The sequence below is a fragment of the Burkholderia sp. THE68 genome (genome assembly GCF_009938265.1).
GTDB lineage: Bacteria > Pseudomonadota > Gammaproteobacteria > Burkholderiales > Burkholderiaceae > Caballeronia.
The window spans coordinates 795,865-820,208 of record NZ_AP022315.1 but is presented as its reverse complement, the minus strand read 5'-3'; the positions used below and the strand labels follow the sequence as shown (position 1 = coordinate 820,208).

Here is a 24,344-nt window from a genome sequence, read left to right as displayed (position 1 = left end):
TTTATCTCCATGTTGTGAAACCGGTCGATGGCGTGAATGCGGCGCCGGACACCCGAAAAGCATACACCGGGCTTTCGGGCACGCGTATCCGGACCATCCTGCGGAAACGCGCAATGCAGCACGGCGTCGCGACGGCGGCCGGATCGCGGAACGATCGCGCCGATTCCGGTAAGATGCCGGGTCGCCGCAAAAAGTGCCGTACTGCACCGCACGCGGTCCATTTATCCCTTTCGAATCAAGAGTCTGTCGTGAGCGAAGTCATCGAATACAAAAGCTGGGTCTGCCTGATTTGCGGCTGGATCTACAACGAGGAAGAAGGCGTGCCGGACGAAGGCATCCCGGCCGGCACCCGTTTCGATGACATTCCCGTCGACTGGCGCTGCCCGCTGTGCGACGTGGGCAAGGCCGACTTCGTCGTCGTCGAGTTCTGATTCGTGCCTCCGCGCTTGGCGCGCGGCTCCATCGTTTCATATTCGTTGCATTTTTCAGCGCGCCACCGCGATCAGCTCGCGGCTCGCTTCGTCCACCGGCGCGCGATGCCAGTCACCGTACCAGTCGATGTGCGCGAAACCCGCCTGCGTCAGCAGACGCGCGAGTTCGTCGCGCGTGCGAAAGCGCAACTCGCTCGGCGCGCCGAGCGTTTCTTCGGGCGTCGACAGGAAGCGATAGTGCGTCGTGAACGCAACGCGGCCGGTCGAGAGCGGATCGGGCGCGGCGTGCCGTTCCTGCCAGACTTCTACCGCTTTTCCGTCCGGCGCTTCGATGCGTCGTGACGAACGCGCCGGCGTCCAGTTTTCCCACGCGCGCGCTGCCGGATCGCGGCTGTCGAACGCGATCGCGCCGCCCGGCCGAATCGCGCGGCGCGCGGCTTCGAACGTCGCCAGAAGCGCTGCATCGTCGAGAAACACTTGTGCGACGTGGCCCGTCATCACCAGCAGATCCGCCGCGCCGACGAACGGCAGCGCGGTCGCATCGCCTTCGATCCACGTCACCTCGTCGCCCTCCGGGCGCGCCCGCGCGACTTGCAGCATCTGCGGCGACGGATCGATGCCCGTCACGCGATGCCCGCGCTTCGCCAGTTCGCAGGCGAGCAGCCCCGTGCCGCAGCCGAGATCGACGACATGCCGCGCCGATTCCGCCAGCGCAAGATAGAACGCGGTGTCGTCGGCGAACGGATTGAGGGCGTCGTACAGCGCGACGAGACGCGGATCGGTATAGAGCATCAACGGCTCTGATACGCGAGCGCGTCGCGCAGTGGCTGGCTGCCGACCATGATCGGGCCGCTGAACGGCGTATCGAGGTCGAGGATCACGAGCACCGCCGACGCGATCGACAGCGCGCCGAGCATGATCGTCACGAGCGAAAGCGCATTGCGCGGCGCGATCAGCCCGAAGCACAGAAAGATGATGAGCAGCCAGCCGACCAGAATGCGATCGAACGGATAGGAAATCGACCCGTGCGCCTCCTCGACCAGCTTCCAGCGCAGCGCGATCAATTGCTCGAAGCGCGCGGCGGCATCGGCGGCGAGCTGGCGATGATAGTCATCGTGTGGATGAAGCATGCGCACTTCGTGCTGGGCGCGGCTCAATATCTCGCCGAGCGTGTTGCTCGCGAGGCTGTCGGGGTTCTCCGGTGGCGCGACGTTCGGGTAGACGCCGGTCGGGCGCGGCTCGTTCGGCCACGTGCTGGCGATCGCCGCCGCCGTGTAGGAGCGCAGGAGGTCGCGCGCCTGATCGAGATCGGCGCCGTAGTCGCGCATCGCCCGATCGAGCTCGATGATCGAGGTCGCGTAGCCGCGCATGTCGCTGTTGGTGGTGTCGAAAACCGTTTTCGCCGATGCGGTCAAGAGGCCGAGCACGAGCGCCGCGAACGTGACCAACATGCCGACGAGCAATTGAACCAGCTGCACCGTTTCCTGCGCCTTGTGCTCCTCGGGCAGGAGCGGCCGCACGATCGCGCCTAGGCCCGTGCTGGCCAGAAGAAGAATGAAGACGAGCACTGCGGACTGGATTTCGGTCATGAACGCATGAGCCGTTAGGGCGAGTCTTGAGTGGTCGCATTATCGGCGGGAAACAGCTTACGGTTCAATGTGTAAGGGATGTTCGAGCGAGCGGAGCGGGAGAAGAGACAGCAGCAGAAAGCCGCGACACGCGGCAAGCGGGACGTTAGTCCCCCGGCAGGCACAATGGTTCTTTTTTGTAGGTGACCGTTCGCAATGAAACGTAAGCCTATCAAGGCTTTGGCCGCATTTCAATTCGACAGGCAAAGTGAGATATGGTCGTTGTTGGTACAGACGATATGGCAAGGTTGGTACAGCCGGGGGCGGCTATCAGATGCTGATGATGTGTTTTTCCGACCCGGTGATTGTCAACCGGTGGACCTATTGGGGGCCCCTAGCAGAGAAACGTCGAATAGCCCATTTTAGCGAGGCGGGAGCCGTGTAGACTTTCGCGCATCGATTCTATGGGGACTGAGCAGATGAGTGACGGTGTGGATGTGCGTGCGTGGATGACATTTGCGACATCACTTTTCGCTGTCATTGTGGCCATTGCCCTTCTCGGCTACATCGGGTGCCCGCACGCATTCTTCTATACGCCGGATAGGAGATTTTTAGTACCTGCTGTTGTGTCTATCGCGTTCTTCCTTGCAATATCCGTTTGCTGCGCGATCATGACGTTTTTCCGAATTCCGAAGGATTGGCATTGGCTTTTCCTGCCAATTGTCATGGTCTTACTTATCGCCAGTCACGAAATACAGGCAGTTGTTTTGCTGGTTTGTAGGTAGCTCATATCTGACAGAGCGTGGCTTGCCGACCGATAGGCAGGTTGATGAGTTCCGGCAACGAAGAGCTTGGGCGAATTACCGGATGTGCATGTTTCGAAACTAACCGCGCTGCGGCTTGAAGTCTCTAGTTCCCAAGGTGAATTGGACCCATGTCTTACCGACGAACGGCACGAGACCCTTGGGCACCTTGCGCTTGAACCAATATGGACCCGGTGCCGGAACGTTCCCAAAGGTAGCGATTCTCTACGGACATAGTGTTGCTGAGGCGGAAAAGGTCATCGTTGGTACGTCCGTTGGTGCAGCAAGTGGTACACCACGGAGACCTACGAAACCTTTAGAGCCTTACTGGGAGGGGAAGAGAGACGAACTGTAGAGCAGAAATTGGTCCCCCCGGCAGGAATCGAACCTGCATCTAGCGCTTAGGAGGCACTCGTTCTATCCATTGAACTACGGGGAGTGGACCGCGCCCGGCCGACGCGTCGGCGAGCGAGCGCAGAGTATAGCAAACGCCATCGGCGTGATCGGCTGGAACGCGAAGAAAATCGGACGCTTCAGCACGCGTCGATAAAAAGCTCGAGAACCAAGGGTTTATCCCTATCAAGTCGCGCCGAAGTCTGCCGCCATCGGAGTAATGGACCCATTTCCCGATATCAAGCCGCAGGGCGCATTCTCGGCGTTGCTGGCAGACCAGGACCTGACGCACCTCGAACGGGTGCTGCGTCGTTCATTGTCGTGCGATCTCGGCGGGCCGTTGCTGCCGCCTTCGTACTGGCGCGAGCGGCTGGCATCCATCACCCGTCAGTCACATCTCTCCCACACGCAGATACAGACGGTGCACCGCCTGTATCTGCATATCGACGCCTTCGAAGCCGCCGGGCGCGAACGTGAGCAAGCGCCCGTCGCCGCGGCCGGCGGCGGGACGTCTTCAGGCGCCTGAGCACGCTTCAATGACGATGCCTCAGCCACCATTCGCGCAGCGGATGCCGATGCGCGTGATCGCGCGCCGCCACACGCTTGCGATGCTCGTCGCGCCAGCCCTGCGCGAGAAGCACGATGACGATCGTCGCGAGGCACGCGAGTCCGACGAAAATGCTCGAAAAATCCCACATGGCGCCCTCCCGCTCTTCGATGCCGCCATGCTTGAATTCTAGGTCACTGCACGCGCCGTCTCACGCCGCCTGACGCGCGCGCTGCTGCTGTTGCGCGTGCGCCGCGAGCCGCACCGCCGCGTTGGCCGCGCCATAGCCGTCATAGCCGCCGCGCCGCTCGATCACTTCCAGGAAGAAGCGCTGATCGAGCTGCTCCGTGTACGCATGAAAGAACTCGCCGCCGCGTTCGTCGCGATCGTAGAGGATGTTGTGCTCGTGCATCTGGTCGATCTGCTCGTCGGGCAGGCCGAAGCGCGCAACCAGGTCGTCGTAGTAGTTGCGCGGGATGCGCAGGAATTTGACGCCATCGGCTTCCAGGCGGGGAATCGCATCGAAGATATCCGGCGTGCTGAACGCGACGTGGTTCAGGCCCGAGCCGCGATACGTCGACAGCGATTCCGACACCGCCGTATAACGGTCCACCGACGCGTTCAGCGCGATACGCACCGAGCCGTCGCGGCTGCGTACCGCGCGGCTGCGCACGAGTCCGTACGGATCGGGTACGAGCACGGCGGCCTCGGTCTCGAAGCCGAACGCGCTGCGGAAAAACAGCACCCACGTGTCGAGCGCATCGGCGGGCAGCGAAAGACATACGTGATCGATACGCGAGAGCGGCCCCACTTCATACGGCCCGTCGATGTCGGTCAGAATGAAATCGGACTCCCAGAGCGTCGGACCGCCCGGCGCTTCGTCGACGAAATAATCGAGGCTGCCGTCGGGTGACTGCACGCCCGGCACCACGCGCTCGTTCGGGCCCACGCTTCCCGAGAACGGTTTCGAGCCGTACGCCGCGGCGCGTTCGAACGCGAGCTTCGCATCGTCGACATGAAAGGCGGACGCGCACAGCGACAAGCCGTGCTTCTGGAAAAACGCGCTCGCGAACGAATCGGCTTCCGCATTGAGCACGATCGAGCCCGCGCCATGCCGGTACAGCGCGACATCCTTCGAGCGATGCTTGCCCGCGAGCCTGAAGCCGAGCCTGCCGAGCCATCGCGCGAGATGCTCGCGCGTGGAGTCGTCGACGGCGAATTCGAGAAACTGGAAGCCGATATGCTCCGGCGGCGCGGGCGGATTGAACAGTTCGGGCGGCACGTCCTTGCCCATCGCGCCCATCAGTTCGCGCGTCTGCTCTTCGAGAAAGCGCAGCGAGCGATGACCATCCGCCGCCGTGATCGCGGTCGGAGCGGCGCGAAAGCCGTCGTTGAAGATTTCCAGCGACAGCGGCCCCTTGTAGCCCGCTTCGAGCACGCGCGCCGTGAAGCCCGCGACATCGAACGCGCCCTGCCCCGGAAAGCACCGATAGTGGCGGCTCCATTCGAGCACGTCCATCGCGAGCAGGGGCGCATCGGCGATCTGCACGAACGCGATGCGATCGCCCGGAATCGATGCGATCTCCTCCACCGAATCGCGGATCGACAGCGTGTGGAAGGTGTCGAGCGCAAGACCGAGACTCGGATGGTTCACCGCATCGACGAGCTTCCACGCGTGCTTGTACGAGTTCACGTAACGGCCCCACGCGAGCGCTTCGTACGCGACGATCACGCCTGCCTGCTCCGCGGTGTTCGCGAGCACGCCGAGTTGATCGGTGATCAGCGCGTCGTCGCGAATCGTGTCCGGCGACACGTTGCTGCACACGAGAATGCGGTCGGTGCCGAGTTCGTGCATCAGCTCGAACTTGCGCTTCGCGCGCTCGACGTTGCGCGCGAGCCGCTCGGGGCTCACGCCGTCGAAATCGCGGAACGGCTGAAACAGGTAGATCTCGAGACCGAGGTCGGCGCACATGCGGCGCACGTCGGCGGGCGTGCCGTCGAAATACAGCAGATCGTTCTCGAAGATCTCGACGCCGTCGAAACCGGCGGCCTTGATGGCCCGCAGCTTCTCGGGAAGCGTGCCGCTGATGGATACCGTCGCGATGGATGTCCGGATTGAACGCAGCATCGCTGCCTCCTGATTGCAGATGCGGATGGATCGGGTGCGGTTGCTGTCAGTGTAGGACGTCCGCGCCGGGGACGACGGATAACACACGCGCAAATCCTCGTCCACGCACGCAATCCATCTCATTCTGCGAGATAATAACAAACTAACTAGACCGTACAAATTAGTGAAAACACGAACCGACAAGGTTCGCGCGCACGTTCACACTGCGACGTATTCAATTTCGCACTGCAGCATGCAGTGCTCATCCATGCCGGAGCGCTCGCATGACCAACAAGACTTCGTACCTCATCGGCCTGATCGGATCGGGCATCGGCGGCTCGCTCACGCCGGCCATGCACGAAAAGGAAGGCGGCAATCTCGGCCTCAATTACGTGTACCGGCGCATCGACCTGCAGGCGCTGAAACTGGAGCCGACCGCCCTGCCCGATCTGCTCGACGCCGCCGAACGCATGGGCTACGACGGCCTGAACATCACGTATCCGTGCAAGCAAAGCGTGATCCCGTTGCTCGATGACCTCGATTCCGACGCGCGCGCGCTCGGCGCCGTGAACACGGTGGTGCTGAAGGACGGCAAGCGCATCGGCTACAACACGGACTGGTCGGGCTTCGCGCGCGCGTTCCAGCGCGGGCTGCCCGGCGCGCCGCTCGAGCGCGTCGTGCAACTCGGCGCGGGCGGCGCGGGCGCGGCCGTCGCGCACGCGGCGCTCGCGATGGGCGCGCGCGAACTCACGCTGTTCGACTCCGACGCAGCACGCGCGGCCACGCTCGCCGCCGAACTCGGCGCGCGCTTTGCCGATCGCGTCGTGAAAAGCGGCGGCGACCTGCGCGAGACGCTCGCCAACGCGAGCGGCCTCATCCACGCGACGCCGACCGGCATGGCGAAGCTGCCGGGCATGCCGTTGCCCGCCGAGTATCTGCACAAGGAATTGTGGGTCGCGGAAATCGTCTATTTCCCGCTCGAAACAGAACTGCTGAAAGCGGCGAAGGCGCTCGGCTGCCGCACCGTGAGCGGGGGCGGCATGGCGGTGTGCCAGGCAGTCGATGCATTGCGCATCTTCACCGGCTGCGAGCCGGACGCCGAGCGCATGTTCGCGCATTTCCAGACCTTGCTGGAACGCTAAAGCCTGATAGCGACGAAAAAACGGCGACCGCGTGAGCGTGTCGCCGTTTTGTCATCTGCGCGAAGAATGGATCAGCCGTCGCGCCGCATGTAGCGCAACACCGCATCGACGATCATTTCGCGATGACGCGCACGCGAGCGCACGCCCGACGGATCGCGCCCGAATGCCGCGCCCCACGTATGACGGTTCGCCACGCGGTGAAAGCAGAACGAGCTGATCATCAGATGCAGGTCGATCGGATCGACGTCGTCGCGAAACGTGCCCGCCGCGACACCGCGCGAGATGAGATCCTCGATGGTCTTCACGACGGTCGAGTTGCGAGCCTTGAAGGTCTTCGACAGTTCGATGTACTTCGCGCCGTGAATGTTTTCGATGGTCACGAGCCGCACGAAATCACGATGCTTGTCGTGATAGTCGAACGTGAAGCCGACGAATTCGCGCAATGCTTCCTCCGGCTCCATCTCCGCGAGCTGCAATTCCTGCTCGAGCGCGCGGATATCGCCGTAGACCTGCTCCAGAACCGCTTCGTACAGCCCTTCCTTGCTGCCGAAGTAGTAGTACAGCATGCGCTTCGTGGTGTTGGTGCGCTCCGCGATGGCGTCGACGCGCGCGCCCGCGAGGCCCATCGCCGAAAACTCCTGCGTGGCGATGTCGAGAATGTTCCGCTTGGTCTCCTCAGGATCGTACTTGCGCCGCCCTTCTACTGTGGTCGACGAGGGCGCAGGACTGGCGGCCTTGCTTCCTTTTTTCATTTTTCTGTCTGAGAACGGCATTGAAAATCGATTCTAGCACGCGATATTGGCGCATCCTCGCCATAACAGGCGTTCGACGCCGAGGGCTTCACCTATAATTTTTTCACCCCACACAAATCGAAAATCATATGCGCATGAAGCGTTCTAGCCTGCTCGCCGCCTCGTTTCTCAGTGTGTCATTTGGAGCGCTGGCGCAGACCGCGCTGCCGCCCGGCCACCCGTCGTCGAAACAGCTTATGGCCGCCGAAGGCGTCATGACGAGCGCGAACATCGCGCGCGGCGCCGCCGACGTGTGTCATATCGATGCCGCGAAAGTCGCGCGCTTCAAGGATGTCGTCCGCACGAGCTACCCCGACGCGCCCGATTTCGACGGCGAATGGAAGCTCGGTCTCGCGCAGGCGCAGCCGACCGTCGATCGCTTCGCCAAGCTCAAGACGAGCAATCCCGCCGAGTACAAGAAGGAAATCGGCGAGGCGTGCCCGGCGCTCGATCGCGGCATCGACGAAGTCACGCAGCAGCAGCAGTAATCACGCGTTCCTGCCGTCGTAGTGCGCGCGCTTCTCGGCGTACATCGCGGCGTCGGCGCGCTGCAGCGTCGGTTCGAGGCGCTCGCCTTCGTGCGCGGTGGCCGCGCCCATCGCGAAGGATAGCGGCATGCCCGAATAGAACTGGTTGTTCACTTCGAGCAACTGGCGAATGCTGTCGATCACGGCTTCGCCGCCGCGCTCGTCGGTGCCGGGCAGCAGCACCATGAACTCGTCGCCGCCGATGCGCGCCGCCTGAAACGGCTTCTCCACCGCCTTGCCGAGCACTTCGCCCGCGCGGCGCAAGAGCGCATCGCCGGCGGCGTGACCGAGTTGATCGTTGACGGCCTTGAGCCCGTTGACATCGACGGCGACCGCCGTGACCGGGAACGGACCCTTGCGCTCCAGGCGATTGATCTCGTCGATGTAGAACGAGCGGTTCTTGAGCTTCGTGAGCACGTCGTGCTTGCCGAGAAACTCCAGATACGCCTCGGCCTTCTTGCGCGCTGTGATGTCCGTCAGCGCGATCAGCACGAGATCCCAGCGCGCTTCATGTCCCGGAAACACCGAGAACTGCAGATGCACGTGCACTTCGCTGCCATCGAGCGAATAGTTGAGCACCTCGCGCTGATGAAACAGCTTGCCGTCCCACAACTCGATCAACTGTTCCTGGAAGTGCTGCTGCATGTCGTCGCGGAACACGTCGGGCAGGCGCGAGAGCAGCGTCGCCTTATCGGGGGCGGCGAACATGCGCAAGGTGTGCTGATTCACGTCGCGCACGTGGATTTCCTGCATGCAGCGCTCGACGAATTCCGGATGCACGTTGGTGAAGGTGCGAAAGTCGACGATGCCGCGCTCGCGCACATCATCGAGCAGCGCCTTCACGGAACTGAAATCCTCCACCCACAACGACACCGGCGAATGCTCGAACAGCCCGCGCGCGTAGAGTTCGCTCGCGGCGGCCGTGCGCCGCATCGCTTCGAGCTCGGTGATGTCCTCGATGGTGACGAGCACGCGGCTCCACGTGTCCTCGTGCCCCGGCAGGACGACCGCCTTCAACAGCACATCGAGGCGCGCGCCGTCGAGCGTGTAGTTGACGGTCTGGCTCACGAAGCGCGGCTTGCCGGACCACAGTTGTTCGAGCTCGTCGACGTGTGTGGTGAGCATGTCGTCGCGAAACACGCGATCCAGGTTCTGCACCAGATGATCGACGTCCTTCGCGTGAAACAGCGACAGCGTGCGCTGATTGACCTTCACGACGCGAATGCGCGACGAGCATTCGGCGATGCGTTCGGGATTCTCGGCGAGAAACGCGCGCAGGTCGGTGACGCCCGCCGCGCGCCAGCGCTCGAACTGCTCGCGCACGGCGCTGAAATCCTCGAGCCAAAGGGAGACGGGCGCGAGGTCGAACATGTCGGCATCGTCCTCCGGCACGCCCGCCGGCATGAATTGACCGGCAGCGCGGCGCGGGTCGTTTGGCATGGTCATCCTTTCGGCTCGCGCCGGCTCAAAAATAGGTCGCGGAATTCATCTCATTATTGTAGCGCGCGTCAGTTTTCGAGGGCCGAATCGACGCCGCACCTGTGCCGGGGCGCGGCGTTTGCGCTCATGCCGGATATCGGGGGCGGATGCTACACTCGATTGGCTTCGCCCGCGCCGCGCGCACTCTCGGGGCGCTCCGCCCGGGCACGTTTGCTGCACCGCTCGCATCATCGGCGCGCTGTGCCGCATCCATTCACATCGCTAGAAGAAGGAGGCACGACTCTCATGGCTGATTTCCGCATCTGGTCCGATGAATTTCCGGCCAACGGCTTCATGACGCATGCGCAGGAGTTCGACCAGCAGGCGTTCGGCGGCTCGGGCGAGAACGTTTCCCCGGCGCTGCAATGGGAAGATCCGCCCGCCGACACGCACAGTCTCGCGCTCACCGTCTACGATCCGGACGCGCCCACGGGCAGCGGCTTCTGGCACTGGATCGTCGTCAATATTCCGCCGGACACGCGCTCGCTGCCGCGCAACGCCGGCAAGGCCGACGGCAGTCTGCTGCCGCAAGGCGCGCTGCAGCTTCGCAACGACTACGGCACGGTCGGCTTCGGCGGCGCGGCGCCGCCGCGCGGCGACAAGCCGCATCGCTACATCTTCCGCATTCATGCGCTGTCGGCGGAAAACCTGCCGCTCGACGTCAACACGACCAACGCGGTCGCGCGCTTCATGACGCATCTGAACGAGATCGATTCGGCGACCTACACCGGCCTCTACGAGCTGAAGTAAGCGCCCCGCACGGCGCGGCCCACTGCGGCCGCGCCGCAGCCCTACAAGCCATTTGAAAACGGCGCGTCCTACAATGCGCCGCCCGCCACTTCCCGCCCATCGATGGATTCCGATCAAGGTCTGCCGCTGCCCCAGCGATACTGGGCCATTGCCGTCGTCGCGCTCGGCATCACGCTCGCGGTGCTCGACGGCGCCATCGCCAACGTCGCGCTGCCGACCATCGCGCGCAATCTGAACGCGTCGCCCGCCGATTCCATCTGGGTCGTCAACGCGTATCAGCTCGCCATCACCATTTCGCTGCTGCCGCTCGCGTCGCTGGGCGATCGCATCGGCTACCGGCGCGTGTACATGGCGGGGCTCGCGCTGTTCACGGTGTCGTCTTTTGCGTGCGCGCTGTCGGGCTCGCTCGTTACGCTCACCATCGCGCGCGTCGTGCAGGGCTTCGGCGCGGCGGGCATCATGAGCGTCAACACGGCGCTGGTTCGCATCATCTATCCGCAGGATCAGCTCGGGCGCGGCGTGTCGATCAACGCGACGGTCGTCGCGATCTCGTCGGTGATCGGGCCGACGGTCGCCTCGGGCGTGCTCGCCGTCGCGACCTGGCCATGGCTCTTCGCGATCAACGTGCCGATCGGCCTCGCGGCCTTCGCGATCGGCTGGAAGTCGATGCCGCGCACGCCTGGGCATCGACAGCCTTACGACTACATCAGCGCGATCATGAACGCGCTGTTCTTCGGCATCGCGATCGTCGCGGTCGATGGTTTCGGGCATGGCGAGCACCGCCCGTATCTGGTCGGCGAACTCATCGCGACGGCGGTCATCGGCTACTTCTTCGTGAAGCGGCAACTGACGCAAAGCGCGCCGCTTTTACCCGTCGATCTGTTGCGCATTCCGGTGTTCGCGCTGTCGGTCGCGGCGTCGGTGTGTTCGTTCTGCGCGCAGATGCTCGCGTTCGTTTCGCTGCCGTTTCTGCTGCAGGACTCGCTCGGCATGAGCCAGGTCGAGACGGGCTTTCTGATGACGCCGTGGCCGCTCGTCATCGTGTTCGTCGCGCCGCTCGCGGGCGTGCTCGCGGATCGCTATTCGGCCGGGCTGCTCGGCGGCATCGGGCTCGCCATTCTCACGGTCGGCCTGGTGCTGCTCGCGAGCGTCGGCGCGCATCCGGGCGCGTTCGACATCGCCTGGCGCATGGCGGTCTGCGGGCTCGGCTTCGGGCTTTTCCAGTCGCCCAACAATCGTCAGATGCTCGCGTCCGCGCCGCGCCATCGCAGCGGCGGCGCGAGCGGCATGCTCGGCACCGCGCGCCTCACCGGGCAGACGCTGGGCGCAGCGCTCGTGGCGCTGATCTTCGGCGTCGCGCCGAAGCAAGGCGCGGTGATCGCGCTCGCCGTCGCGGCGGCGTTCGCGGCGGTCGCCGGCGTGGTCAGCGTGCTGAGGCTCACCGGCAAGCACAGCGTCGAGCCTGCCTGACCCGTCCTCTACATCGCGCCTCTTCGCGCTGGGCACAGCCTTTGCTGAAATTGCGGGCAAGCATTCCGCCAGTCGCGGAACGTTCGCAATCAGCAACAAGGAGTGTGTTCATGGCCATTTCCCTCAACGGCCGCAAGGTCGCGATCCTCGCTGTCGACGGATTCGAGCAGGCAGAACTCGTCGAACCGCAACGCGCGCTGAAGGAAGCCGGCGCGCAGGTGGATATCGTGTCGCAGAAGCCCGGCCAGATTCAGGGCTTCAGACACGTCGACAAGGGTGACAAGGTGAATGTCGACGTCACCTTCGATGCCGCCACCGCCGCCGACTACGACGCGCTGGTGCTGCCGGGCGGCGTCGTCAACGGCGATGCGATCCGCCTCGACGCCCGAGCGCAAAGCTTCGTGAAGGATGCCGACGCGGCGAAAAAGCCCATCGCGGTGATCTGTCACGGCGGCTGGCTGCCGATCTCGGCGGGCATCGTCGCGGGCCGCACGATGACGAGCTGGCCGAGTCTCCAGGACGACGTGCGCAACGCCGGCGGCACGTGGGTCGATCAGGAAGTGCAGATCGACGGCAATCTGATCACGAGCCGCAAACCCGACGATCTGCCCGCGTTCAACCAGGCGCTGATCGAGGCGCTCGGCCGGGCTCACGCCGCCTGATTTCATCCAACGGGAGCGAAAGCAGATGCCGATATTGTCGATGTCATATGCACGCGCGGCCTGCGCGGTCGCCTTGTCGCTGGCCGCCGCGGCGGAGTTCGCGCCGGCCGCGCAGGCCCAGACCGTGCGCGCCGCGAGCGCCGTGCAGAGCGAGAAGCTCTCGCCCGTCGATCAGCAGTTCCTGCAGGACGCCGGCCAGGCGGGCGCAACGGAACTCGCCGCGAGCAAGCTCGCGCTCACCCATGCGAGCGACCGGCAGGTGCGGGAGTTCGCACAGCGAATGATCGTCGATCACACGAAGCTCGCGCGCAATCTCGACGTGCTGGCGAAACGCCACGGCATCACCACGCCGCCCGCCGCCGATACGGCCGTGATCGGCAGTCTGCAAAATCTTCAGGGCGCGGAGTTCGACAAGGCCTATATTGAAAAGGTAGCCGTGGGCGGGCATCAGAAGGCCGTCGAACTGTTCAGGAAAGAGAGCGAAAGCGGCAACGACACCGCGATGAAGGCGGCCGCGAGCAAGGCGCTTCCGATCATCAGCCATCACTACGAGATGGCGCAGCAGCTCGCCAAAGCGAAGGCGGCATCATGAGCGTCGCGAATGTCGCCGCGCTCGCGGCCGCCTCCCGTTCGACCTCCCGCCCCGCCTATGAGGACTCGACCATGCACATCACGTTCGCAGACGAAGCCCCCGTTTTTGACGGCGACGACCTCGCGGTCCACTTCGCCGCGCTCATCGACGGCGAGCCGGTCGTGTGTTCGATCACCGCCGAAGCGCTCGAAGATCACTTCGGAGCGGAGTCGCCACGCGAGGAACATCTGCTCGACGCGTTCGCGCGCGGCTCGGCGCGCATCCGCGCCGTGTGCGCCGAAGTGCTCGACGACAACGGCGGCCAGCCCGCCGTGCTGAGGAGCGGCCTGTTCCGCGTCGCGGGCATGGAGCCGGATTGAGCGCACGCGTCGTGTAGCGCAGCCAAGCTGTCCCTGTACCACCCAAAGCCAACAAGGAGGGAACATGTCCCTGATCATTGCGGGCCGATTTCAGACCTTTCGCGCCGCGGAAACGGCAGCCCAGAAGCTCTTTGCGCGCGGCTTCATCGAAGAAGACGTGACGCTCTTTTTCGTCAATCCGAGCGGCCAGCACGCGCGTTATCCGGTCGGCGGCGATGTCGGCACGGATGCAGGCGCGAGCGCCGCGCCCAAGGGCGCCGGCAAGGGCGTGACGATCGGCGCGGTCGCTGGCGCCGTGGTGGGCGCGGCGATCTTCGCGGTCTTTCATGCGCCCTTGCTCGTCTCGGTGATCGCGGCTGGCGTCGGCGCTTATGTCGGCTCGCTCGTCGGCGCGATGTCGCATACGAAAAAGCCGGGCCATGCCGGGCATGCCGAAGAACCTGCGCGCCATGCGGGCGTGCTGGTCGCCGTGCATGTATCGCCGGAAACGCAGGAACAGGCCGCGACGGCGCTGCGCGAAGCGGGCGGCATGGATGTCGAGCGCGCGTCGGGCCGCTGGCAGCAAGGCCGCTGGAGCGACTTCGATCCGCTGCAGCCGCCGCATCCGGTCGGCGAGTTCGCGCACACGCGTGCGTGATGAGTCTCTGGATGTGTCGATGCAAACGCCCGCATCGTGCGGGCGTTTTTTCTTGTCTCAGACCCAGGTCGAGCGCGCGTGATGACGCGGGAGGTTCGCCCGGATACCGCAATCGGCGGGCAGCACGCGCGCCTTTCCGTCCTGCGCGGCGTGCGGTTCGCAGACGCGCCCATACTCGGCGCGCGCTGCCGGCGCGTCGATCGTGTGCTGACGGACATGCATGGTGATCGCGGATGCCGCGATCGCCACCAGTATCAGAGACTCGCGATTCGCGAGCCGGTTGAAGATTTTCACTACGCTCTCCTGTTGCCGTGTCTTGCGCGCGTCTCGCGGACCGGACGCGCGCTGTAATGCCGTATCGACAGCAAGTGATATGCCGCGAATCGAATGACGCGGGCACGCCGCGTGCGCTATAAATCGGCGAGCCGCATCCCGCCGGGAGAGTGCGCCGTGACAATGTCGAAACCAATGGGAGGTGTTATATGAGCACGAACGTCGTATCGGTACTCAACGATCTCGTCGAAACCTCGAAGGACGGGGAAAAGGGTTTTCTCAAGGCGGCAGAGGATACGCGTGATCCAAGCCTCAAGCTGCTGTTTCAGAATCGCGCGCAGAAGTGTACGGAAGGCGCGCGCGAACTACAGGACATCGTCGCGCGGCTCGGCGGCAAGCCCGAAACCGGCGGCTCAGTGGCGGGCGCGCTGCATCGCGGCTGGGTCGATGTGAAATCGGCCGTGACCGGCCACAGCGATCACGCGATCCTCACGGAATGCGAGCGCGGCGAGGATGCCGCGAAAAAGAACTATCGCGAGGCGCTGGACAAGGATCTGCCCGCCGATATCCGCGCCATCGTGGAGCGCCAGTACCAGGGCGTGCTGGAAAATCACGACCGCATCCGCGATCTGCGCGATCAGTACGCGGCCGCGAAGTCCTGATGCGATGATGCGCGCGGCCCCGGCAATCGCCACGGGCCGCGAAAAAGCAAACGGCCGCGCAATGCGGCCGTTTGTCCGTCAAGCGTACGAGGGCTGCGCTTACTGCGGCTGGCCCTTGTCGTTGGTGCCGAGCGCCGAAGCCGCCGCCGCTGCCGACGCGCCCTTCAGCTTGTGCGCCTTGTCCTGCTGATGCAGATAGGTGCCCTTCTGCTTCTTCGCGTGCGCGCCAGCGTCGGCGCCTGCCGTGGCCGCGTCGGATGCTGCCTGCGCGAAGGCCGCCGTCGAGAACGCCAGCGCGAGCGCGCCGATCAATGCCATCTTTTTCGTCTTCATGAAGAGCTCCTTTTTTTGCCGGGGCCTCTGAATGCCGGGCTGCTGCGCATTCGAGAACCGCCTGTCTGAGTGACGCCCTGAACGGTCGTACTCGTTTTTAAGTTTCGAAGTGCTGCGAGGTGATACGCACTACGTGAAGCGTCTTTGCGACTGAAGCACCCGACAATCCAAACCCGGGCCCCAATGTGCGAACCCGCGCTTCGTCCGATTCCTCGCCGTGTACGGCGATTCGTCGAACCCCGCGCGGGTTCTGTGCTGCTGGCACTCAACCGCGGCCCGCCTTGGCGAAGCCGGGCATACGAACTATGCCATTACTTGGCGGCGATTTTAAGGTGATTCTTCACGGAAGCAACACCCGAAACGTTCGAAACGACTTCTTCCGCAGCGGTCTTGTCCTCGGCTGACGGCACCGTGCCCGTCAGCGAGACGATGCCCGACTTCGTCTTCACATGGATATGCGTGGACTTGACGTTCTTTGCGCCGAGCAGTTCGGCCTTGACCTTGGTGGTGATCGTGCTGTCGTCGACCTTCTGGCCGATCGACGTGTCCGAACCGCTCGTCGACGATGCCGAATTAGTCTGCGCACTCACGTTCAGCGCGAACACCACACATGCGATACCGCCTGCTGCCTTCAGGAATTGAGTCGTCTTCATGGCAATACTCCCATTTTGTCGATTATGGTCTGGCGCCCCGTTCGCCCGACTTCGTGCGACTTCGTGCGCGAGGCGGCTCTTCGATGACGTCCGCGCCGTAGCACGCGGATCGTGTACTCCCCTCCGCAACTTGCGTGCCGGGCCCGTTCATCGCGTGAAGAGAACCGTGGACGGCGCGCTCGGAAGCCTCGCCCGTCAAGGCTTTCGTACGCTCTCGAACAAATCTTCGACGCTTGTCGGCGGCGTTGCCGGGGCACGGGGCGCGTGCGCTGAAACGCGCGGTGCTTTTGTCTGGGCACGTGTAAAAACTGCGTGAAAGCAGCCTGCGGCTGGCTTCGAAAGAACAAAGCCAAGCGCAAAAAACGTAGTTGTGGCGAGAGCTTAACGAACGATGGCACGGCTGTTGCTTTACTACCCGCAAACCAGCCCATTACGTCTAGAACAATCGAGGATTAGCAAGCAATGCCGCCTACACTCGAACTCCGCGCGAAGCAAACGCTCGCCCTGACGCCGCGACTTCAGCAGTCGGTCCGACTTCTTCAACTCTCATCACTGGAGTTCCAGCAGGAACTGAGAAACGCCCTCGACACCAATCCGTTTCTCGAATACGACGAGTCGCAGACCGAAGACAACGCGCTCGGCGCCGACAACGGCAACTCGATGAGCGAATCAACCGCATCGAGCGCAGCCGATGGCGCGACCGAAGCGCCGCTCGCGCCCGAAAGCGGCATGGACAGCGAGCAAAGCGCCGACACCGGATCACGCGATGATTCGGTCAACGAATTCTCGTCGGATCCCTTCGGCCGCGGCTCCGCACGCAACAACGGCGACGGCGAAGGCTCCGATCCCGCCGACTGGGTGCGTATCGAGCCATCGCTGCGCGACACGCTGCACGATGCGCTGCGCATGTATCAGTTGAACGAACGCGACCGTGCGATCGCGCAGCTCATCATCGAAGCACTCGATGACGATGGTTATCTCCGTCAGGAACTGAGCGAGCTTGCGAACGTGGTCGAGATCGAGCCCGCGCTGAACGAAGACGAACTCACCATCGCGCTCAAGCTCGTGCAGTCGCTGGATAAACCCGGCGTCGGCGCGCGCAATCTTTCGGAATGTCTGACGCTGCAACTCGAAGCGCTCGAAGAAGACACGCCGGGGCGCGCGGTGGCGCTCGAGATCGTCGCGCATCATCTGGAGCGGCTCGCGCGGCGCGAACAGGCCGAATTGCAGAAGAAAATCGGTTGCAGCGCCGATGAATTGCGCATCGCGTGCGCGCTCGTGCGCCGCCTCGATCCGAAGCCGGGCGAGAACTACGGGCAAAGCGAAGACAACTACGTGGTGCCGGATGTCATCGTGCGTCAGGCGAAGCGGCAGTGGATCGTCACGATCAATCCGGCGGTGCTGCCGCGTGCGCGCATCCATCGCATGTATGCGGAGCTTTTCGCGCAGTCGGCGGGCGCGAGCCGCTCGCCGCTCGCGCAGCAGTTGCAGGAAGCGCGCTGGCTGATCCGTAACGCGCAGCAGCGTTTCACCACGATCCAGCGCGTCGCCGAATGCATCGTGTCGCATCAGAAGGCGTTCTTCGACTATGGCGAGATCGCGCTGAAGCCGCTCGTACTGCGCGATGTCGCCGATGAACTCGGCCTGCACGAATCGACCATCTCGCGCGCGACGGGCAACAAGTACATGGCCACGCCGCGCGGCATCTTTGAGTTCAAGCACTTCTTCCCGCGCGAGCTTTCCACCGAAAGCGGCGGCACGTGCTCGGCGGCCGCGGTGCGCGCGTTGCTGAAGGAAATGATCTCGCAGGAAAACACGCGCGATCCGCTGTCCGACGTGAGTCTCGCGAAGATGCTCGCGGATCAGGGCGTGATCGTCGCGCGCCGCACGGTGGCGAAGTATCGGCATCTGATGAAGGTGCCGCCCGCCGAGTTGCGCCGTCAGGCGAGCTGAAGCGCGCCCGCTCTTTTCACGCTCCAGAGCGCTCGGCGACGACCCGGTCAAGCGAGGCGCCTGAGCGACGTGAGCGTAGCCGAAGGCCGTCCGTTCGCGGACGGCCTTTTTTTCGCGCCCGCCTCAGCGCCAGCCGGATGCCCGGTGCGTGCGCTTTCTCGCCGCCGTCGCCGACAGCTCCGCGCCGAGCAGAAACACCGCTGCCGAGTAGTACAGCCACATGAGGATGATCGCGAGCGATCCCGCCGCGCCGAACGTGTTCGCCGTTCCCGCGTGCGCGAGATAGAACGCGAAGAGGCGCTTGCCGCCCTCGAAAAGCAGCGCGGCGGCGGTGGCGCCGAGCGCGGCGTCGCGCCAGAGCATGCGCGTCGTCGGCAGAAACTTGAGCAGCACGGTGAACGCGAGCATCAGCATGCCGATCGAAATCGCGCGCCGCGTCAGTCCCGACAGCACGATGAACGGACTGCCATCGCCGAGCACCCAGTGGCCGAGCAATTCGACAAGCGCATCGAGCACAAGCACCACCGCGACGAGCAGGCCCGATCCGACCACCAGCCCGAACGACATCAGCCGCACGCGCAGCAGCGTGACGATGCTCTCGCGCGTGCTTACCGCCGGCGTCGGCCAGATGACATTGAGCGCGCTGTGCAGCGACGAAAAAGTCGCCGATGCGCCGATCAGCACGCCCGCGAGCGAAAGGATGGCCGTGCTGCGCGCGATATCCGCATGCCACGCGTTCGCGACGATCGCCTCCAGCGCGTGCGCCGCATCCACGCCCACGACGCCGCTGATCTCATCGAAGAGGCGGCCTTGCACGGCATCCGCGCCGAAGAACACGCTCGCCACCGCGATCACGATGACGAGCGTCGGCGCGAGCGAGAACGCGGCGAAGAATGAGATCGACGCCGAGAACATGGAGCAGTGGTCCTGCGACCATTGCTGAATCGGATCGACGATCCACGAGAGCCAGCCGAAACGCGTCGTGCGGCCCGAGGCGACGGGCGTGGATTGTGTGGGAACGTCCTGATTCATCGGCGAAAGCGTGAACGCGGCGAAAGTGTCAACCGACGATGTTAGCCCCGCCATGCGATGCGCGTGTAAAAAAGGCGCGCTCCCGAGGGAGCGCGCCGTATTCGGATCGCGTGCGGCGTGTTATGTCAGGGCCGGTCGGCGGCCGGGTCGGCGTCTTCATCGACGAGGCCGCGCGCGTCGCCCTCGATCTGATCGGGCAGGATATCGGCGTCGGATTCCAGATTGTTGTCGCCTTCCGCCGAGGCCGCTTCGCCCGTGCCGTAGCGGTCCGTGTCGCTGTTGAGTTCGGCTTCGGACTGGCCGAGCGCGTGGGCGTCGAGTTCGTCCTCGATCTCGCCCGGATAGCGCTTCTCGCCCTGCACGTCCGACCCGCTATCCGACGAGTCGCTCGGGCCGAGCGCGCCGGTACCGTGTCCCTTGCCGTATTCCGCGCCGTCGTCTTCCGGCGGGTTCAATGTGCTTCCGCTCATCGTGACCTCCTTCGTTCGTGTCGACGATGATTCCGCAAGTCCCGTTCCGCGAACGTTTCGGCTTCGAGCATCAAAAAACCCCGCGCCTGAGTTGCAAGCGCGGGGCCTTCATATCAAACAGACTGGCACAGATTCAGGCCTTCGCCGATGGACGCGCCGCACCGCTCGCGCCCTCTTTCACGGTCTTTACGGTCTTCTCGGTGACCGACGTCGCCGTCGCGACACTGCGCAAGTCGGACAGGAACGAATCGCGCCAGACCGAAAGATTGTTCTCGCGCAGCGGCACCATCATGTCGGCGTGACGCGCCTGACGCTCGGCGAGCGGCATCGACAGTGCGCGCTCCAGCGCCTCGGACATCTGCGACAGATCGAACGGATTGACGACGAGCGCGCCCGGCAACTGATCCGCCGCGCCGGCGAACTGCGACAGCACGAGCGCGCCCGGATCGGCCGGGTCCTGCGACGCGACGTATTCCTTCGCGACGAGATTCATGCCGTCGCGCAGCGGCGTCACGTAGCCGACCTGCGAGAGGCGGAACAGCGCCATCAGCAGATTGCGTTCGTACTTGCGGTTGAGATACTGGATCGGCGTCCAGTCGAGCTGTGCGAAGCGCCCGTTGATGCGGCCCGCCTCGCCTTCCAGGTTCTGACGGATACGCTGATAGGTCTGCACGTCCGAGCGCGTCGGCGGCGCGATCTGCACGAGCGACACGCGGCCGTGCCAGCCCGGCGCGTTCAGCAGCAGCCGCTCGAACGCCTGGAAGCGCTCGACGAGACCCTTCGAATAATCGAGCCGGTCGACGCTCATGATGAGCTTGCGGCCGCGCATGCTGTCGCGCAGGGTCTTCACCGGCTTGCGGTTCGAGAACTGCTCGGCGGATTTCGCGATGGCGTCCGGATAAATGCCGATCGGATACGCGCCCACTTTCAGCATGCGGCCGAACGCCTGCAGCATGCCGTCTTCTTCGTTGAAGTGGCCGCGGCTCGTGCGCTCCACGTAATCGATGAACGATTGCTTGTCGCTGTCCGTCTGGAAGCCCACGACGTCGTACTGGCACATCGCCGCGATCAGTTCCTCGTGCGGCGGCACGGTCCGCATGATCTCGGGCACCGGAAACGGGATGTGCAGGAAGAAACCGATCGGATTGGCAACGCCCAGCTTGCGCAGCTCCTGCGCGAACGGAAGCATGTGATAGTCATGCACCCAGATGATGTCGTCGGGCTTGAGCATCGACTTCAGCTTCGCCGCGAGGCTGGCGTTCACGCGCATGTAACCCGCGTATTCCTCGCGATCGAAGCGCGAGAGGTCGTTGCGATAATGAAAGGCCGGCCACAGCGTGGCGTTCGAGAATCCCCGATAGTACTGGTCGTAATCGCGGCGCGTGAGTCCGACCGTGGCGTAGGTCACCTTGCCGCCTTTTTCCACCACAGGCGCGCCCGCCTCGCCGACGATCTCGCCGCTCCACCCGAACCACACGCCCCCAGTCTCCTTGAGCGCGTCCAGCACGCCGATCGCGAGGCCGCCCGCGCTGGGCTTGCCTTCCTGGATCGGTGCGACGCGATTCGATACCACGATCAATCTGCTCATTACAGCATCACCTCATCAGTTGTCGTTGCATGCTCGAATTGGCGATTAAAGGTATGCAAAAGCTGTGCCTTTTTGTTGATTTTTGTAAATGAAAGTTTGTATGAAGATGTTACGGACGAACGAAAACACGCGGCCAATGCCGGCCGCGTAGAAATTTTTTGTTCTTTTGCCGGGTGCTTCGCCGGCCTGAATCACGCGTCCTGCTCGGAGCCCAGGTCGCGCTGATAGTCGATGCCCTCGCGACGCACGCCGCCCTGGTTGTGCTCGCCATCCGGCGGCGCGCCCGGCGCGGGGCGGTTCTGGCCAGCGGGATCGTGATCGGCGGGCGGCGCTGATGCGCCTTGCGCGCCGGCTGCCTTGGCCGCTTCGGCCCGTGCTTCGCGTTTGGAAGAATGACGCGCGGAGCGTCGAAGTGCGGGATGCCTCATGATGCCTCCAGAGAAGAAGGCCGTCGCGATAGTGACGTCGGCGGCGTCGGACCGTTGCGCTTTGGCAGCGCGGCTTCAGAAAAAGCGACCGGCGACAGAGCGTGTCGCCGGTCATTGTTGCGCCATCCGTTGTAATCTCTACGTCCCGGATGGAAACTTATTCAAACCTTGCACGAATTCTGGGCATTGTCCAACGTCTGCAATCCAGCGTCCTGCGGCTTTGCTAGTACACGTGCGGGGACTCGCCCGGTCCCGGCGGCGGGTCGCCAATCGGCTGCGACGGTGGCACCGGCGGCTCACGCGTCGGGTCCGGATTGGTGTCGGGCGGAATCGGCGTGGGCGGCGGCTGGTCGGGCGGCGTGACTGGCGGGTCCGGCGGCTGCGGCGTTTGTGCTTCTATAAGAGCGCCAACGGAAGCGCGAATGGGCGTGCTGAGAGACATGGCGGACTCCTTGCGGTCTTGTGATCGTACTTTTCCCATCCAGCGCAAGGCGCCTGCGCGCGGCGCGCGGATGCATCCGATCGACAGCAAGGGGCATGCCCCTCGAACGACGTCCGTCCATACTTTCCTGTCTCATTATCGGCGTAGAAAACGCGCCTGCCAATGAAAAACGCCTGCGGTTTTAAAAGCCGCAGGCGGTGATTTCGTCTAAAGATAAGCGAAGTTCAGGTATTTTCGCTGTCGGGATCGTTGATGTCGCCGCCCTCGCCCACTGCTGCCTTATTGGCGTCCTCACCGTATTCGACGAGCCGGTTATAGAGCGTCTTCAGGCTGATGCCGAGGATTTCCGCTGCGCGCGTCTTGACGCCGCCGCACTGATCGAGCGTCGCGAGGATCAGTTGCCGGTCGGCCTGCGCGAGCGACGTGCCGAACGGAATCGTCACCGCCGTGCCCGCCGAAGGCTTCGACAAGGAGATTTGCAGCGGCACGGTCGCCGTGCTGTCCGAATCGTTCGCCGACATGATGTAGGCGCGCTGCACGTAGTTCTTCAGCTCGCGCACGTTGCCGGGCCAGTTGTACGAGGCCAGCATCTCGCGCACGGCGGCCGGGAACGCCTTCTTCGTGTTGTAGCGGGAATTCAGTTCGTCGAGGAAAGCCTGACCGAGCAGTTCGACGTCCTTGCCGCGTTCGCGCAGCGGCGGCAGGTTGATCGGAAACACATTCAGGCGGTGATACAGGTCGAGGCGCAGCTTGCCTTCGAGCACGGCCTGCTCGGGGTCGCGGTTGGTCGCGGCGATCAGGCGCACGTCCGTCTCCAGTTCCTTGGTCGTGCCGACGCGCATGAACATGCCCGTCTCCAGCACGCGCAGGAGCTTCACCTGAAGCTCGATCGGCATTTCGGTGATTTCGTCGAGGAACAGCGTGCCGCCGTTCGCGCGCTCGAAGTAACCCTTGTGCTGGCGATCCGCGCCCGTGAAGGAGCCGCGCTCGTGCCCGAACATCTCGGATTCGATCAGGTTCGGCGAGATCGCGCCGCAGTTCACCGCGATGAACGCATGCTTGCGGCGCAGCGACAGCTCGTGCAGCGTCTGCGCGGCCACTTCCTTGCCGGTGCCCGACTCGCCGATCAGCAGCACCGACGCGGCCGTCGGCGCGACTCGCCCGATCTGGTCGTACACCGTCTGCATCGTGGGCGAATTGCCGAGCATCAGACCGAAGCGGCCCATGCGGCGCAGTTCGCCGCGCAGCGTGCCGATTTCCGCCTTCAGGTCGCCCGCGCGCGGCAGGCGCGAGAGGATGGCCTTCACGCGCTGCATGTTGATCGGCTTGACGAGATAGTCGGCGGCGCCCATCTTGAGCGCGCTGACGGCGGATTCCACCGTCGCGTGACCGGTGATGACGATCACTTCGACGCCCGAGCGCGGGTCGAGATCCTCGAACAGATCGACGCCGGTGCCGTCGGGCAGTTTCAGATCGGTGAATACGACGTCCGGCGTCTGCCGCACGAGCTGAATGCGCGCCTCGCGCAAGTCGCCGGCGGTGGCCGTCGTCAAACCGTCTTCGCCGATGATCGCGGCTAGCGCCTCGCGGGTACTGGGATCGTCATCGACAATCAATACGTGTGGCATTGCGTCTCGAATTCTTCCAAAGCGTTTCAGGGTCACACGCCGGCTGATGGCGTGGTCTTCTCCGTGCGGCCAGGCGCTGCACGGGCCGGTGCGATTCACGGTTGCGCGCGATCGATAGCGACCTGCGCAACGCGACATGCGCGATAAATAGAATAATTTCCGATGTTCTGCACGCTTGGCGCCGATCGACGTAAGTTTTGCCAATTAGGCCGCTTTATCGCCGAACTTTCACAGATTATAAGCGTTCATCAAGACAGAAACGCACGCTGGTTCAGCGTGCGTTTTCATTGGTCACATCATTGAAGCGTCGGCCGCTCGAAATATCGGCCTCGCTCCTGCACTACCGGTCAACTGCGCGGGAAGTGCCACGCGTCGGGCGTTCCGCCCACCGCGCCGCGGCCGTTGACCACCTTGGCGCTCGCGCCGGTCGCCGGTGACAGCACCTTGCCGCCTTCGTCTTCCCACCGGTTCAGATCACGCGCCGCGCGCCGGCCTGCGGCATCCTGCGATTGCACCCATTTCCATGCGAGAACGCTGCCTACCGCGAACAGCGCGCCGAAGATTCCGATCGAAGGCCGTGCCATGTGTGTTCTCTCCCGTCGTAAAGATAAGTTGCTGGGCGAA

Annotated in this window: 30 protein-coding genes and 1 tRNA gene; 13 read left to right on the top strand and 18 right to left on the bottom strand. The window is 63.9% G+C overall.

Translation table 11 applies throughout. The annotated features are described in order from the left end of the window. Window positions 1–248 precede the first annotated feature (248 nt). Window positions 249–431: a rubredoxin gene (locus tag BTHE68_RS03925; RefSeq protein ID WP_162066773.1), complete on the top strand. Its 183-nt coding sequence runs from the start codon at window positions 249–251 to the stop codon at window positions 429–431. Between the two features lie 54 nt (window positions 432–485). On the opposite strand, the gene BTHE68_RS03920 is transcribed toward BTHE68_RS03925, so the two are convergent. Together BTHE68_RS03920 and BTHE68_RS03915 are read right to left on the bottom strand one after the other, a co-directional pair. Further along, on the bottom strand, window positions 486–1,223 hold the full coding sequence (locus BTHE68_RS03920; RefSeq protein WP_162065224.1) for a class I SAM-dependent DNA methyltransferase: 738 nt from the start codon (window positions 1,221–1,223) through the stop codon (window positions 486–488). Next, a complete protein-coding gene (locus BTHE68_RS03915) occupies window positions 1,223–2,020 on the bottom strand; it encodes a bestrophin-like domain (RefSeq protein ID WP_162065223.1) in 798 nt (265 codons plus the stop codon). The genes BTHE68_RS03920 and BTHE68_RS03915 overlap by 1 nt, the downstream gene beginning before the upstream one ends. Window positions 2,021–2,478: 458 nt before the next feature. Here BTHE68_RS03915 and BTHE68_RS03910 point away from each other — a divergent pair, with 458 nt between their 5' ends. Continuing rightward, window positions 2,479–2,784 carry a hypothetical protein gene (locus BTHE68_RS03910; RefSeq protein WP_162065222.1) on the top strand — a complete coding sequence of 102 codons (306 nt, stop codon included), beginning with the start codon at window positions 2,479–2,481 and terminating at the stop codon, window positions 2,782–2,784. Window positions 2,785–2,883: 99 nt separating this feature from the next. Here BTHE68_RS03910 and BTHE68_RS37230 read toward each other — a convergent pair whose 3' ends face one another. Then, complete coding sequence (locus BTHE68_RS37230; RefSeq protein WP_353622645.1) at window positions 2,884–3,024, bottom strand: DUF6538 domain-containing protein; 141 nt, start codon at window positions 3,022–3,024, stop codon at window positions 2,884–2,886. A gap of 142 nt (window positions 3,025–3,166) precedes the next feature. Then, window positions 3,167–3,241, bottom strand: a tRNA-Arg gene (locus BTHE68_RS03905). 174 nt (window positions 3,242–3,415) lie between these two features. Here BTHE68_RS03905 and BTHE68_RS03900 point away from each other — a divergent pair. After that, on the top strand, window positions 3,416–3,721 hold the full coding sequence (locus BTHE68_RS03900; RefSeq protein ID WP_162065221.1) for a hypothetical protein: 306 nt from the start codon (window positions 3,416–3,418) through the stop codon (window positions 3,719–3,721). A 7-nt stretch (window positions 3,722–3,728) separates the two neighbouring features. On the opposite strand, the gene BTHE68_RS03895 is transcribed toward BTHE68_RS03900, so the two are convergent. Together BTHE68_RS03895 and BTHE68_RS03890 are read right to left on the bottom strand one after the other, a co-directional pair. Continuing rightward, window positions 3,729–3,893 carry a hypothetical protein gene (locus tag BTHE68_RS03895; RefSeq protein ID WP_162065220.1) on the bottom strand — a complete coding sequence of 55 codons (165 nt, stop codon included), beginning with the start codon at window positions 3,891–3,893 and terminating at the stop codon, window positions 3,729–3,731. A 60-nt stretch (window positions 3,894–3,953) separates the two neighbouring features. Beyond that, window positions 3,954–5,858 carry a bifunctional sugar phosphate isomerase/epimerase/4-hydroxyphenylpyruvate dioxygenase family protein gene (locus BTHE68_RS03890; protein WP_162066772.1) on the bottom strand — a complete coding sequence of 635 codons (1,905 nt, stop codon included), beginning with the start codon at window positions 5,856–5,858 and terminating at the stop codon, window positions 3,954–3,956. Between the two features lie 275 nt (window positions 5,859–6,133). On the opposite strand from BTHE68_RS03890, the gene BTHE68_RS03885 reads away from it, so the two are divergent. Beyond that, window positions 6,134–6,991 (top strand): shikimate dehydrogenase, encoded by an 858-nt coding sequence (locus BTHE68_RS03885; RefSeq protein ID WP_162065219.1) that lies wholly within the window; start codon window positions 6,134–6,136, stop codon window positions 6,989–6,991. 71 nt (window positions 6,992–7,062) lie between these two features. On the opposite strand, the gene BTHE68_RS03880 is transcribed toward BTHE68_RS03885, so the two are convergent. Further along, on the bottom strand, window positions 7,063–7,764 hold the full coding sequence (locus BTHE68_RS03880; RefSeq protein ID WP_502710566.1) for a TetR/AcrR family transcriptional regulator: 702 nt from the start codon (window positions 7,762–7,764) through the stop codon (window positions 7,063–7,065). A gap of 113 nt (window positions 7,765–7,877) precedes the next feature. Between BTHE68_RS03880 and BTHE68_RS03875 the strand changes: the two genes are divergently transcribed. Next, window positions 7,878–8,270, top strand: a complete 393-nt coding sequence (locus BTHE68_RS03875) for a hypothetical protein (protein WP_225936198.1) — start codon at window positions 7,878–7,880, stop codon at window positions 8,268–8,270. Here the strand turns inward: BTHE68_RS03875 and BTHE68_RS03870 are convergent, their stop codons facing one another. Beyond that, entirely contained in the window at window positions 8,271–9,749 is a 1,479-nt protein-coding gene (locus BTHE68_RS03870) for a sensor domain-containing diguanylate cyclase (protein WP_162065217.1), read from the bottom strand. Between the two features lie 285 nt (window positions 9,750–10,034). On the opposite strand from BTHE68_RS03870, the gene BTHE68_RS03865 reads away from it, so the two are divergent. From BTHE68_RS03865 to BTHE68_RS03840, 6 genes are all read left to right on the top strand, one after another. Beyond that, window positions 10,035–10,538: a YbhB/YbcL family Raf kinase inhibitor-like protein gene (locus BTHE68_RS03865; RefSeq protein ID WP_162065216.1), complete on the top strand. Its 504-nt coding sequence runs from the start codon at window positions 10,035–10,037 to the stop codon at window positions 10,536–10,538. Window positions 10,539–10,640: 102 nt separating this feature from the next. Further along, window positions 10,641–12,008, top strand: a complete 1,368-nt coding sequence (locus BTHE68_RS03860; protein WP_162065215.1) for an MFS transporter — start codon at window positions 10,641–10,643, stop codon at window positions 12,006–12,008. 110 nt (window positions 12,009–12,118) lie between these two features. After that, window positions 12,119–12,670: a type 1 glutamine amidotransferase domain-containing protein gene (locus tag BTHE68_RS03855; protein ID WP_162065214.1), complete on the top strand. Its 552-nt coding sequence runs from the start codon at window positions 12,119–12,121 to the stop codon at window positions 12,668–12,670. Window positions 12,671–12,710: 40 nt separating this feature from the next. Further along, on the top strand, window positions 12,711–13,262 hold the full coding sequence (locus tag BTHE68_RS03850; RefSeq protein WP_232077897.1) for a DUF4142 domain-containing protein: 552 nt from the start codon (window positions 12,711–12,713) through the stop codon (window positions 13,260–13,262). Further along, a complete protein-coding gene (locus BTHE68_RS03845; protein ID WP_162065212.1) occupies window positions 13,259–13,621 on the top strand; it encodes a DUF1488 family protein in 363 nt (120 codons plus the stop codon). The genes BTHE68_RS03850 and BTHE68_RS03845 overlap by 4 nt, the downstream gene beginning before the upstream one ends. 64 nt (window positions 13,622–13,685) lie before the next feature. Then, on the top strand, window positions 13,686–14,258 hold the full coding sequence (locus tag BTHE68_RS03840) for a glycine zipper domain-containing protein (RefSeq protein WP_162065211.1): 573 nt from the start codon (window positions 13,686–13,688) through the stop codon (window positions 14,256–14,258). A 57-nt stretch (window positions 14,259–14,315) separates the two neighbouring features. On the opposite strand, the gene BTHE68_RS03835 is transcribed toward BTHE68_RS03840, so the two are convergent. Further along, a complete protein-coding gene (locus tag BTHE68_RS03835; RefSeq protein ID WP_162065210.1) occupies window positions 14,316–14,552 on the bottom strand; it encodes a hypothetical protein in 237 nt (78 codons plus the stop codon). A 188-nt stretch (window positions 14,553–14,740) separates the two neighbouring features. Between BTHE68_RS03835 and BTHE68_RS03830 the strand changes: the two genes are divergently transcribed. Continuing rightward, the gene (locus BTHE68_RS03830; RefSeq protein ID WP_162065209.1) at window positions 14,741–15,193 is read left to right on the top strand and encodes a PA2169 family four-helix-bundle protein; all 453 of its coding nucleotides are present in this window, start codon (window positions 14,741–14,743) and stop codon (window positions 15,191–15,193) included. A 99-nt stretch (window positions 15,194–15,292) separates the two neighbouring features. Here BTHE68_RS03830 and BTHE68_RS03825 read toward each other — a convergent pair whose 3' ends face one another. Further along, complete coding sequence (locus tag BTHE68_RS03825; protein ID WP_035506251.1) at window positions 15,293–15,526, bottom strand: hypothetical protein; 234 nt, start codon at window positions 15,524–15,526, stop codon at window positions 15,293–15,295. Between the two features lie 311 nt (window positions 15,527–15,837). Continuing rightward, the gene (locus tag BTHE68_RS03820) at window positions 15,838–16,179 is read right to left on the bottom strand and encodes a BON domain-containing protein (protein WP_162065208.1); all 342 of its coding nucleotides are present in this window, start codon (window positions 16,177–16,179) and stop codon (window positions 15,838–15,840) included. Window positions 16,180–16,641: 462 nt separating this feature from the next. Here BTHE68_RS03820 and BTHE68_RS03815 point away from each other — a divergent pair, with 462 nt between their 5' ends. Further along, the gene (locus BTHE68_RS03815) at window positions 16,642–18,132 is read left to right on the top strand and encodes an RNA polymerase factor sigma-54 (protein WP_162065207.1); all 1,491 of its coding nucleotides are present in this window, start codon (window positions 16,642–16,644) and stop codon (window positions 18,130–18,132) included. A 123-nt stretch (window positions 18,133–18,255) separates the two neighbouring features. Here BTHE68_RS03815 and BTHE68_RS03810 read toward each other — a convergent pair whose 3' ends face one another. The 7 genes from BTHE68_RS03810 to BTHE68_RS03780 all read right to left on the bottom strand — a co-directional run bounded on the left by BTHE68_RS03810 (window position 18,256) and on the right by BTHE68_RS03780 (window position 24,304). Further along, window positions 18,256–19,218, bottom strand: a complete 963-nt coding sequence (locus BTHE68_RS03810; protein ID WP_232077896.1) for a YihY/virulence factor BrkB family protein — start codon at window positions 19,216–19,218, stop codon at window positions 18,256–18,258. 71 nt (window positions 19,219–19,289) lie between these two features. Continuing rightward, the gene (locus BTHE68_RS03805) at window positions 19,290–19,634 is read right to left on the bottom strand and encodes a chemotaxis protein (protein ID WP_162065206.1); all 345 of its coding nucleotides are present in this window, start codon (window positions 19,632–19,634) and stop codon (window positions 19,290–19,292) included. A 133-nt stretch (window positions 19,635–19,767) separates the two neighbouring features. After that, window positions 19,768–21,222 carry an alpha,alpha-trehalose-phosphate synthase (UDP-forming) gene (gene otsA, locus BTHE68_RS03800; protein ID WP_162065205.1) on the bottom strand — a complete coding sequence of 485 codons (1,455 nt, stop codon included), beginning with the start codon at window positions 21,220–21,222 and terminating at the stop codon, window positions 19,768–19,770. A 191-nt stretch (window positions 21,223–21,413) separates the two neighbouring features. After that, complete coding sequence (locus BTHE68_RS03795; RefSeq protein ID WP_061179481.1) at window positions 21,414–21,650, bottom strand: hypothetical protein; 237 nt, start codon at window positions 21,648–21,650, stop codon at window positions 21,414–21,416. A 223-nt stretch (window positions 21,651–21,873) separates the two neighbouring features. Further along, on the bottom strand, window positions 21,874–22,092 hold the full coding sequence (locus BTHE68_RS03790) for a hypothetical protein (RefSeq protein ID WP_162065204.1): 219 nt from the start codon (window positions 22,090–22,092) through the stop codon (window positions 21,874–21,876). A 224-nt stretch (window positions 22,093–22,316) separates the two neighbouring features. Then, on the bottom strand, window positions 22,317–23,720 hold the full coding sequence (locus tag BTHE68_RS03785) for a sigma-54-dependent transcriptional regulator (protein WP_061179472.1): 1,404 nt from the start codon (window positions 23,718–23,720) through the stop codon (window positions 22,317–22,319). Between the two features lie 347 nt (window positions 23,721–24,067). Then, window positions 24,068–24,304, bottom strand: coding sequence for a hypothetical protein (locus BTHE68_RS03780; protein ID WP_162065203.1), 237 nt, complete (start codon window positions 24,302–24,304; stop codon window positions 24,068–24,070). Window positions 24,305–24,344 lie beyond the last annotated feature (40 nt).

What these genes read in the sequence shown, in the direction of transcription:
- BTHE68_RS03920 (WP_162065224.1), bottom strand. Translation starts at nt 1,223, where the DNA reads ATGCTCTATACCGATCCGCGTCTCGTCGCGCTGTACGACGCCCTCAAT.
- BTHE68_RS03915 (WP_162065223.1), bottom strand. Translation starts at nt 2,020, where the DNA reads ATGACCGAAATCCAGTCCGCAGTGCTCGTCTTCATTCTTCTTCTGGCC.
- BTHE68_RS03910 (WP_162065222.1), top strand. Translation starts at nt 2,479, where the DNA reads ATGAGTGACGGTGTGGATGTGCGTGCGTGGATGACATTTGCGACATCA.
- BTHE68_RS03900 (WP_162065221.1), top strand. Translation starts at nt 3,416, where the DNA reads ATGGACCCATTTCCCGATATCAAGCCGCAGGGCGCATTCTCGGCGTTG.
- BTHE68_RS03895 (WP_162065220.1), bottom strand. Translation starts at nt 3,893, where the DNA reads ATGTGGGATTTTTCGAGCATTTTCGTCGGACTCGCGTGCCTCGCGACG.
- BTHE68_RS03885 (WP_162065219.1), top strand. Translation starts at nt 6,134, where the DNA reads ATGACCAACAAGACTTCGTACCTCATCGGCCTGATCGGATCGGGCATC.
- BTHE68_RS03880 (WP_502710566.1), bottom strand. Translation starts at nt 7,764, where the DNA reads ATGCCGTTCTCAGACAGAAAAATGAAAAAAGGAAGCAAGGCCGCCAGT.
- BTHE68_RS03875 (WP_225936198.1), top strand. Translation starts at nt 7,878, where the DNA reads ATGAAGCGTTCTAGCCTGCTCGCCGCCTCGTTTCTCAGTGTGTCATTT.
- BTHE68_RS03870 (WP_162065217.1), bottom strand. Translation starts at nt 9,749, where the DNA reads ATGCCAAACGACCCGCGCCGCGCTGCCGGTCAATTCATGCCGGCGGGC.
- BTHE68_RS03865 (WP_162065216.1), top strand. Translation starts at nt 10,035, where the DNA reads ATGGCTGATTTCCGCATCTGGTCCGATGAATTTCCGGCCAACGGCTTC.
- BTHE68_RS03860 (WP_162065215.1), top strand. Translation starts at nt 10,641, where the DNA reads ATGGATTCCGATCAAGGTCTGCCGCTGCCCCAGCGATACTGGGCCATT.
- BTHE68_RS03855 (WP_162065214.1), top strand. Translation starts at nt 12,119, where the DNA reads ATGGCCATTTCCCTCAACGGCCGCAAGGTCGCGATCCTCGCTGTCGAC.
- BTHE68_RS03850 (WP_232077897.1), top strand. Translation starts at nt 12,711, where the DNA reads ATGTCATATGCACGCGCGGCCTGCGCGGTCGCCTTGTCGCTGGCCGCC.
- BTHE68_RS03845 (WP_162065212.1), top strand. Translation starts at nt 13,259, where the DNA reads ATGAGCGTCGCGAATGTCGCCGCGCTCGCGGCCGCCTCCCGTTCGACC.
- BTHE68_RS03840 (WP_162065211.1), top strand. Translation starts at nt 13,686, where the DNA reads ATGTCCCTGATCATTGCGGGCCGATTTCAGACCTTTCGCGCCGCGGAA.
- BTHE68_RS03830 (WP_162065209.1), top strand. Translation starts at nt 14,741, where the DNA reads ATGAGCACGAACGTCGTATCGGTACTCAACGATCTCGTCGAAACCTCG.
- BTHE68_RS03825 (WP_035506251.1), bottom strand. Translation starts at nt 15,526, where the DNA reads ATGAAGACGAAAAAGATGGCATTGATCGGCGCGCTCGCGCTGGCGTTC.
- BTHE68_RS03820 (WP_162065208.1), bottom strand. Translation starts at nt 16,179, where the DNA reads ATGAAGACGACTCAATTCCTGAAGGCAGCAGGCGGTATCGCATGTGTG.
- BTHE68_RS03815 (WP_162065207.1), top strand. Translation starts at nt 16,642, where the DNA reads ATGCCGCCTACACTCGAACTCCGCGCGAAGCAAACGCTCGCCCTGACG.
- BTHE68_RS03810 (WP_232077896.1), bottom strand. Translation starts at nt 19,218, where the DNA reads ATGGCGGGGCTAACATCGTCGGTTGACACTTTCGCCGCGTTCACGCTT.
- BTHE68_RS03805 (WP_162065206.1), bottom strand. Translation starts at nt 19,634, where the DNA reads ATGAGCGGAAGCACATTGAACCCGCCGGAAGACGACGGCGCGGAATAC.
- otsA (WP_162065205.1), bottom strand. Translation starts at nt 21,222, where the DNA reads ATGAGCAGATTGATCGTGGTATCGAATCGCGTCGCACCGATCCAGGAA.
- BTHE68_RS03795 (WP_061179481.1), bottom strand. Translation starts at nt 21,650, where the DNA reads ATGAGGCATCCCGCACTTCGACGCTCCGCGCGTCATTCTTCCAAACGC.
- BTHE68_RS03790 (WP_162065204.1), bottom strand. Translation starts at nt 22,092, where the DNA reads ATGTCTCTCAGCACGCCCATTCGCGCTTCCGTTGGCGCTCTTATAGAA.
- BTHE68_RS03785 (WP_061179472.1), bottom strand. Translation starts at nt 23,720, where the DNA reads ATGCCACACGTATTGATTGTCGATGACGATCCCAGTACCCGCGAGGCG.
- BTHE68_RS03780 (WP_162065203.1), bottom strand. Translation starts at nt 24,304, where the DNA reads ATGGCACGGCCTTCGATCGGAATCTTCGGCGCGCTGTTCGCGGTAGGC.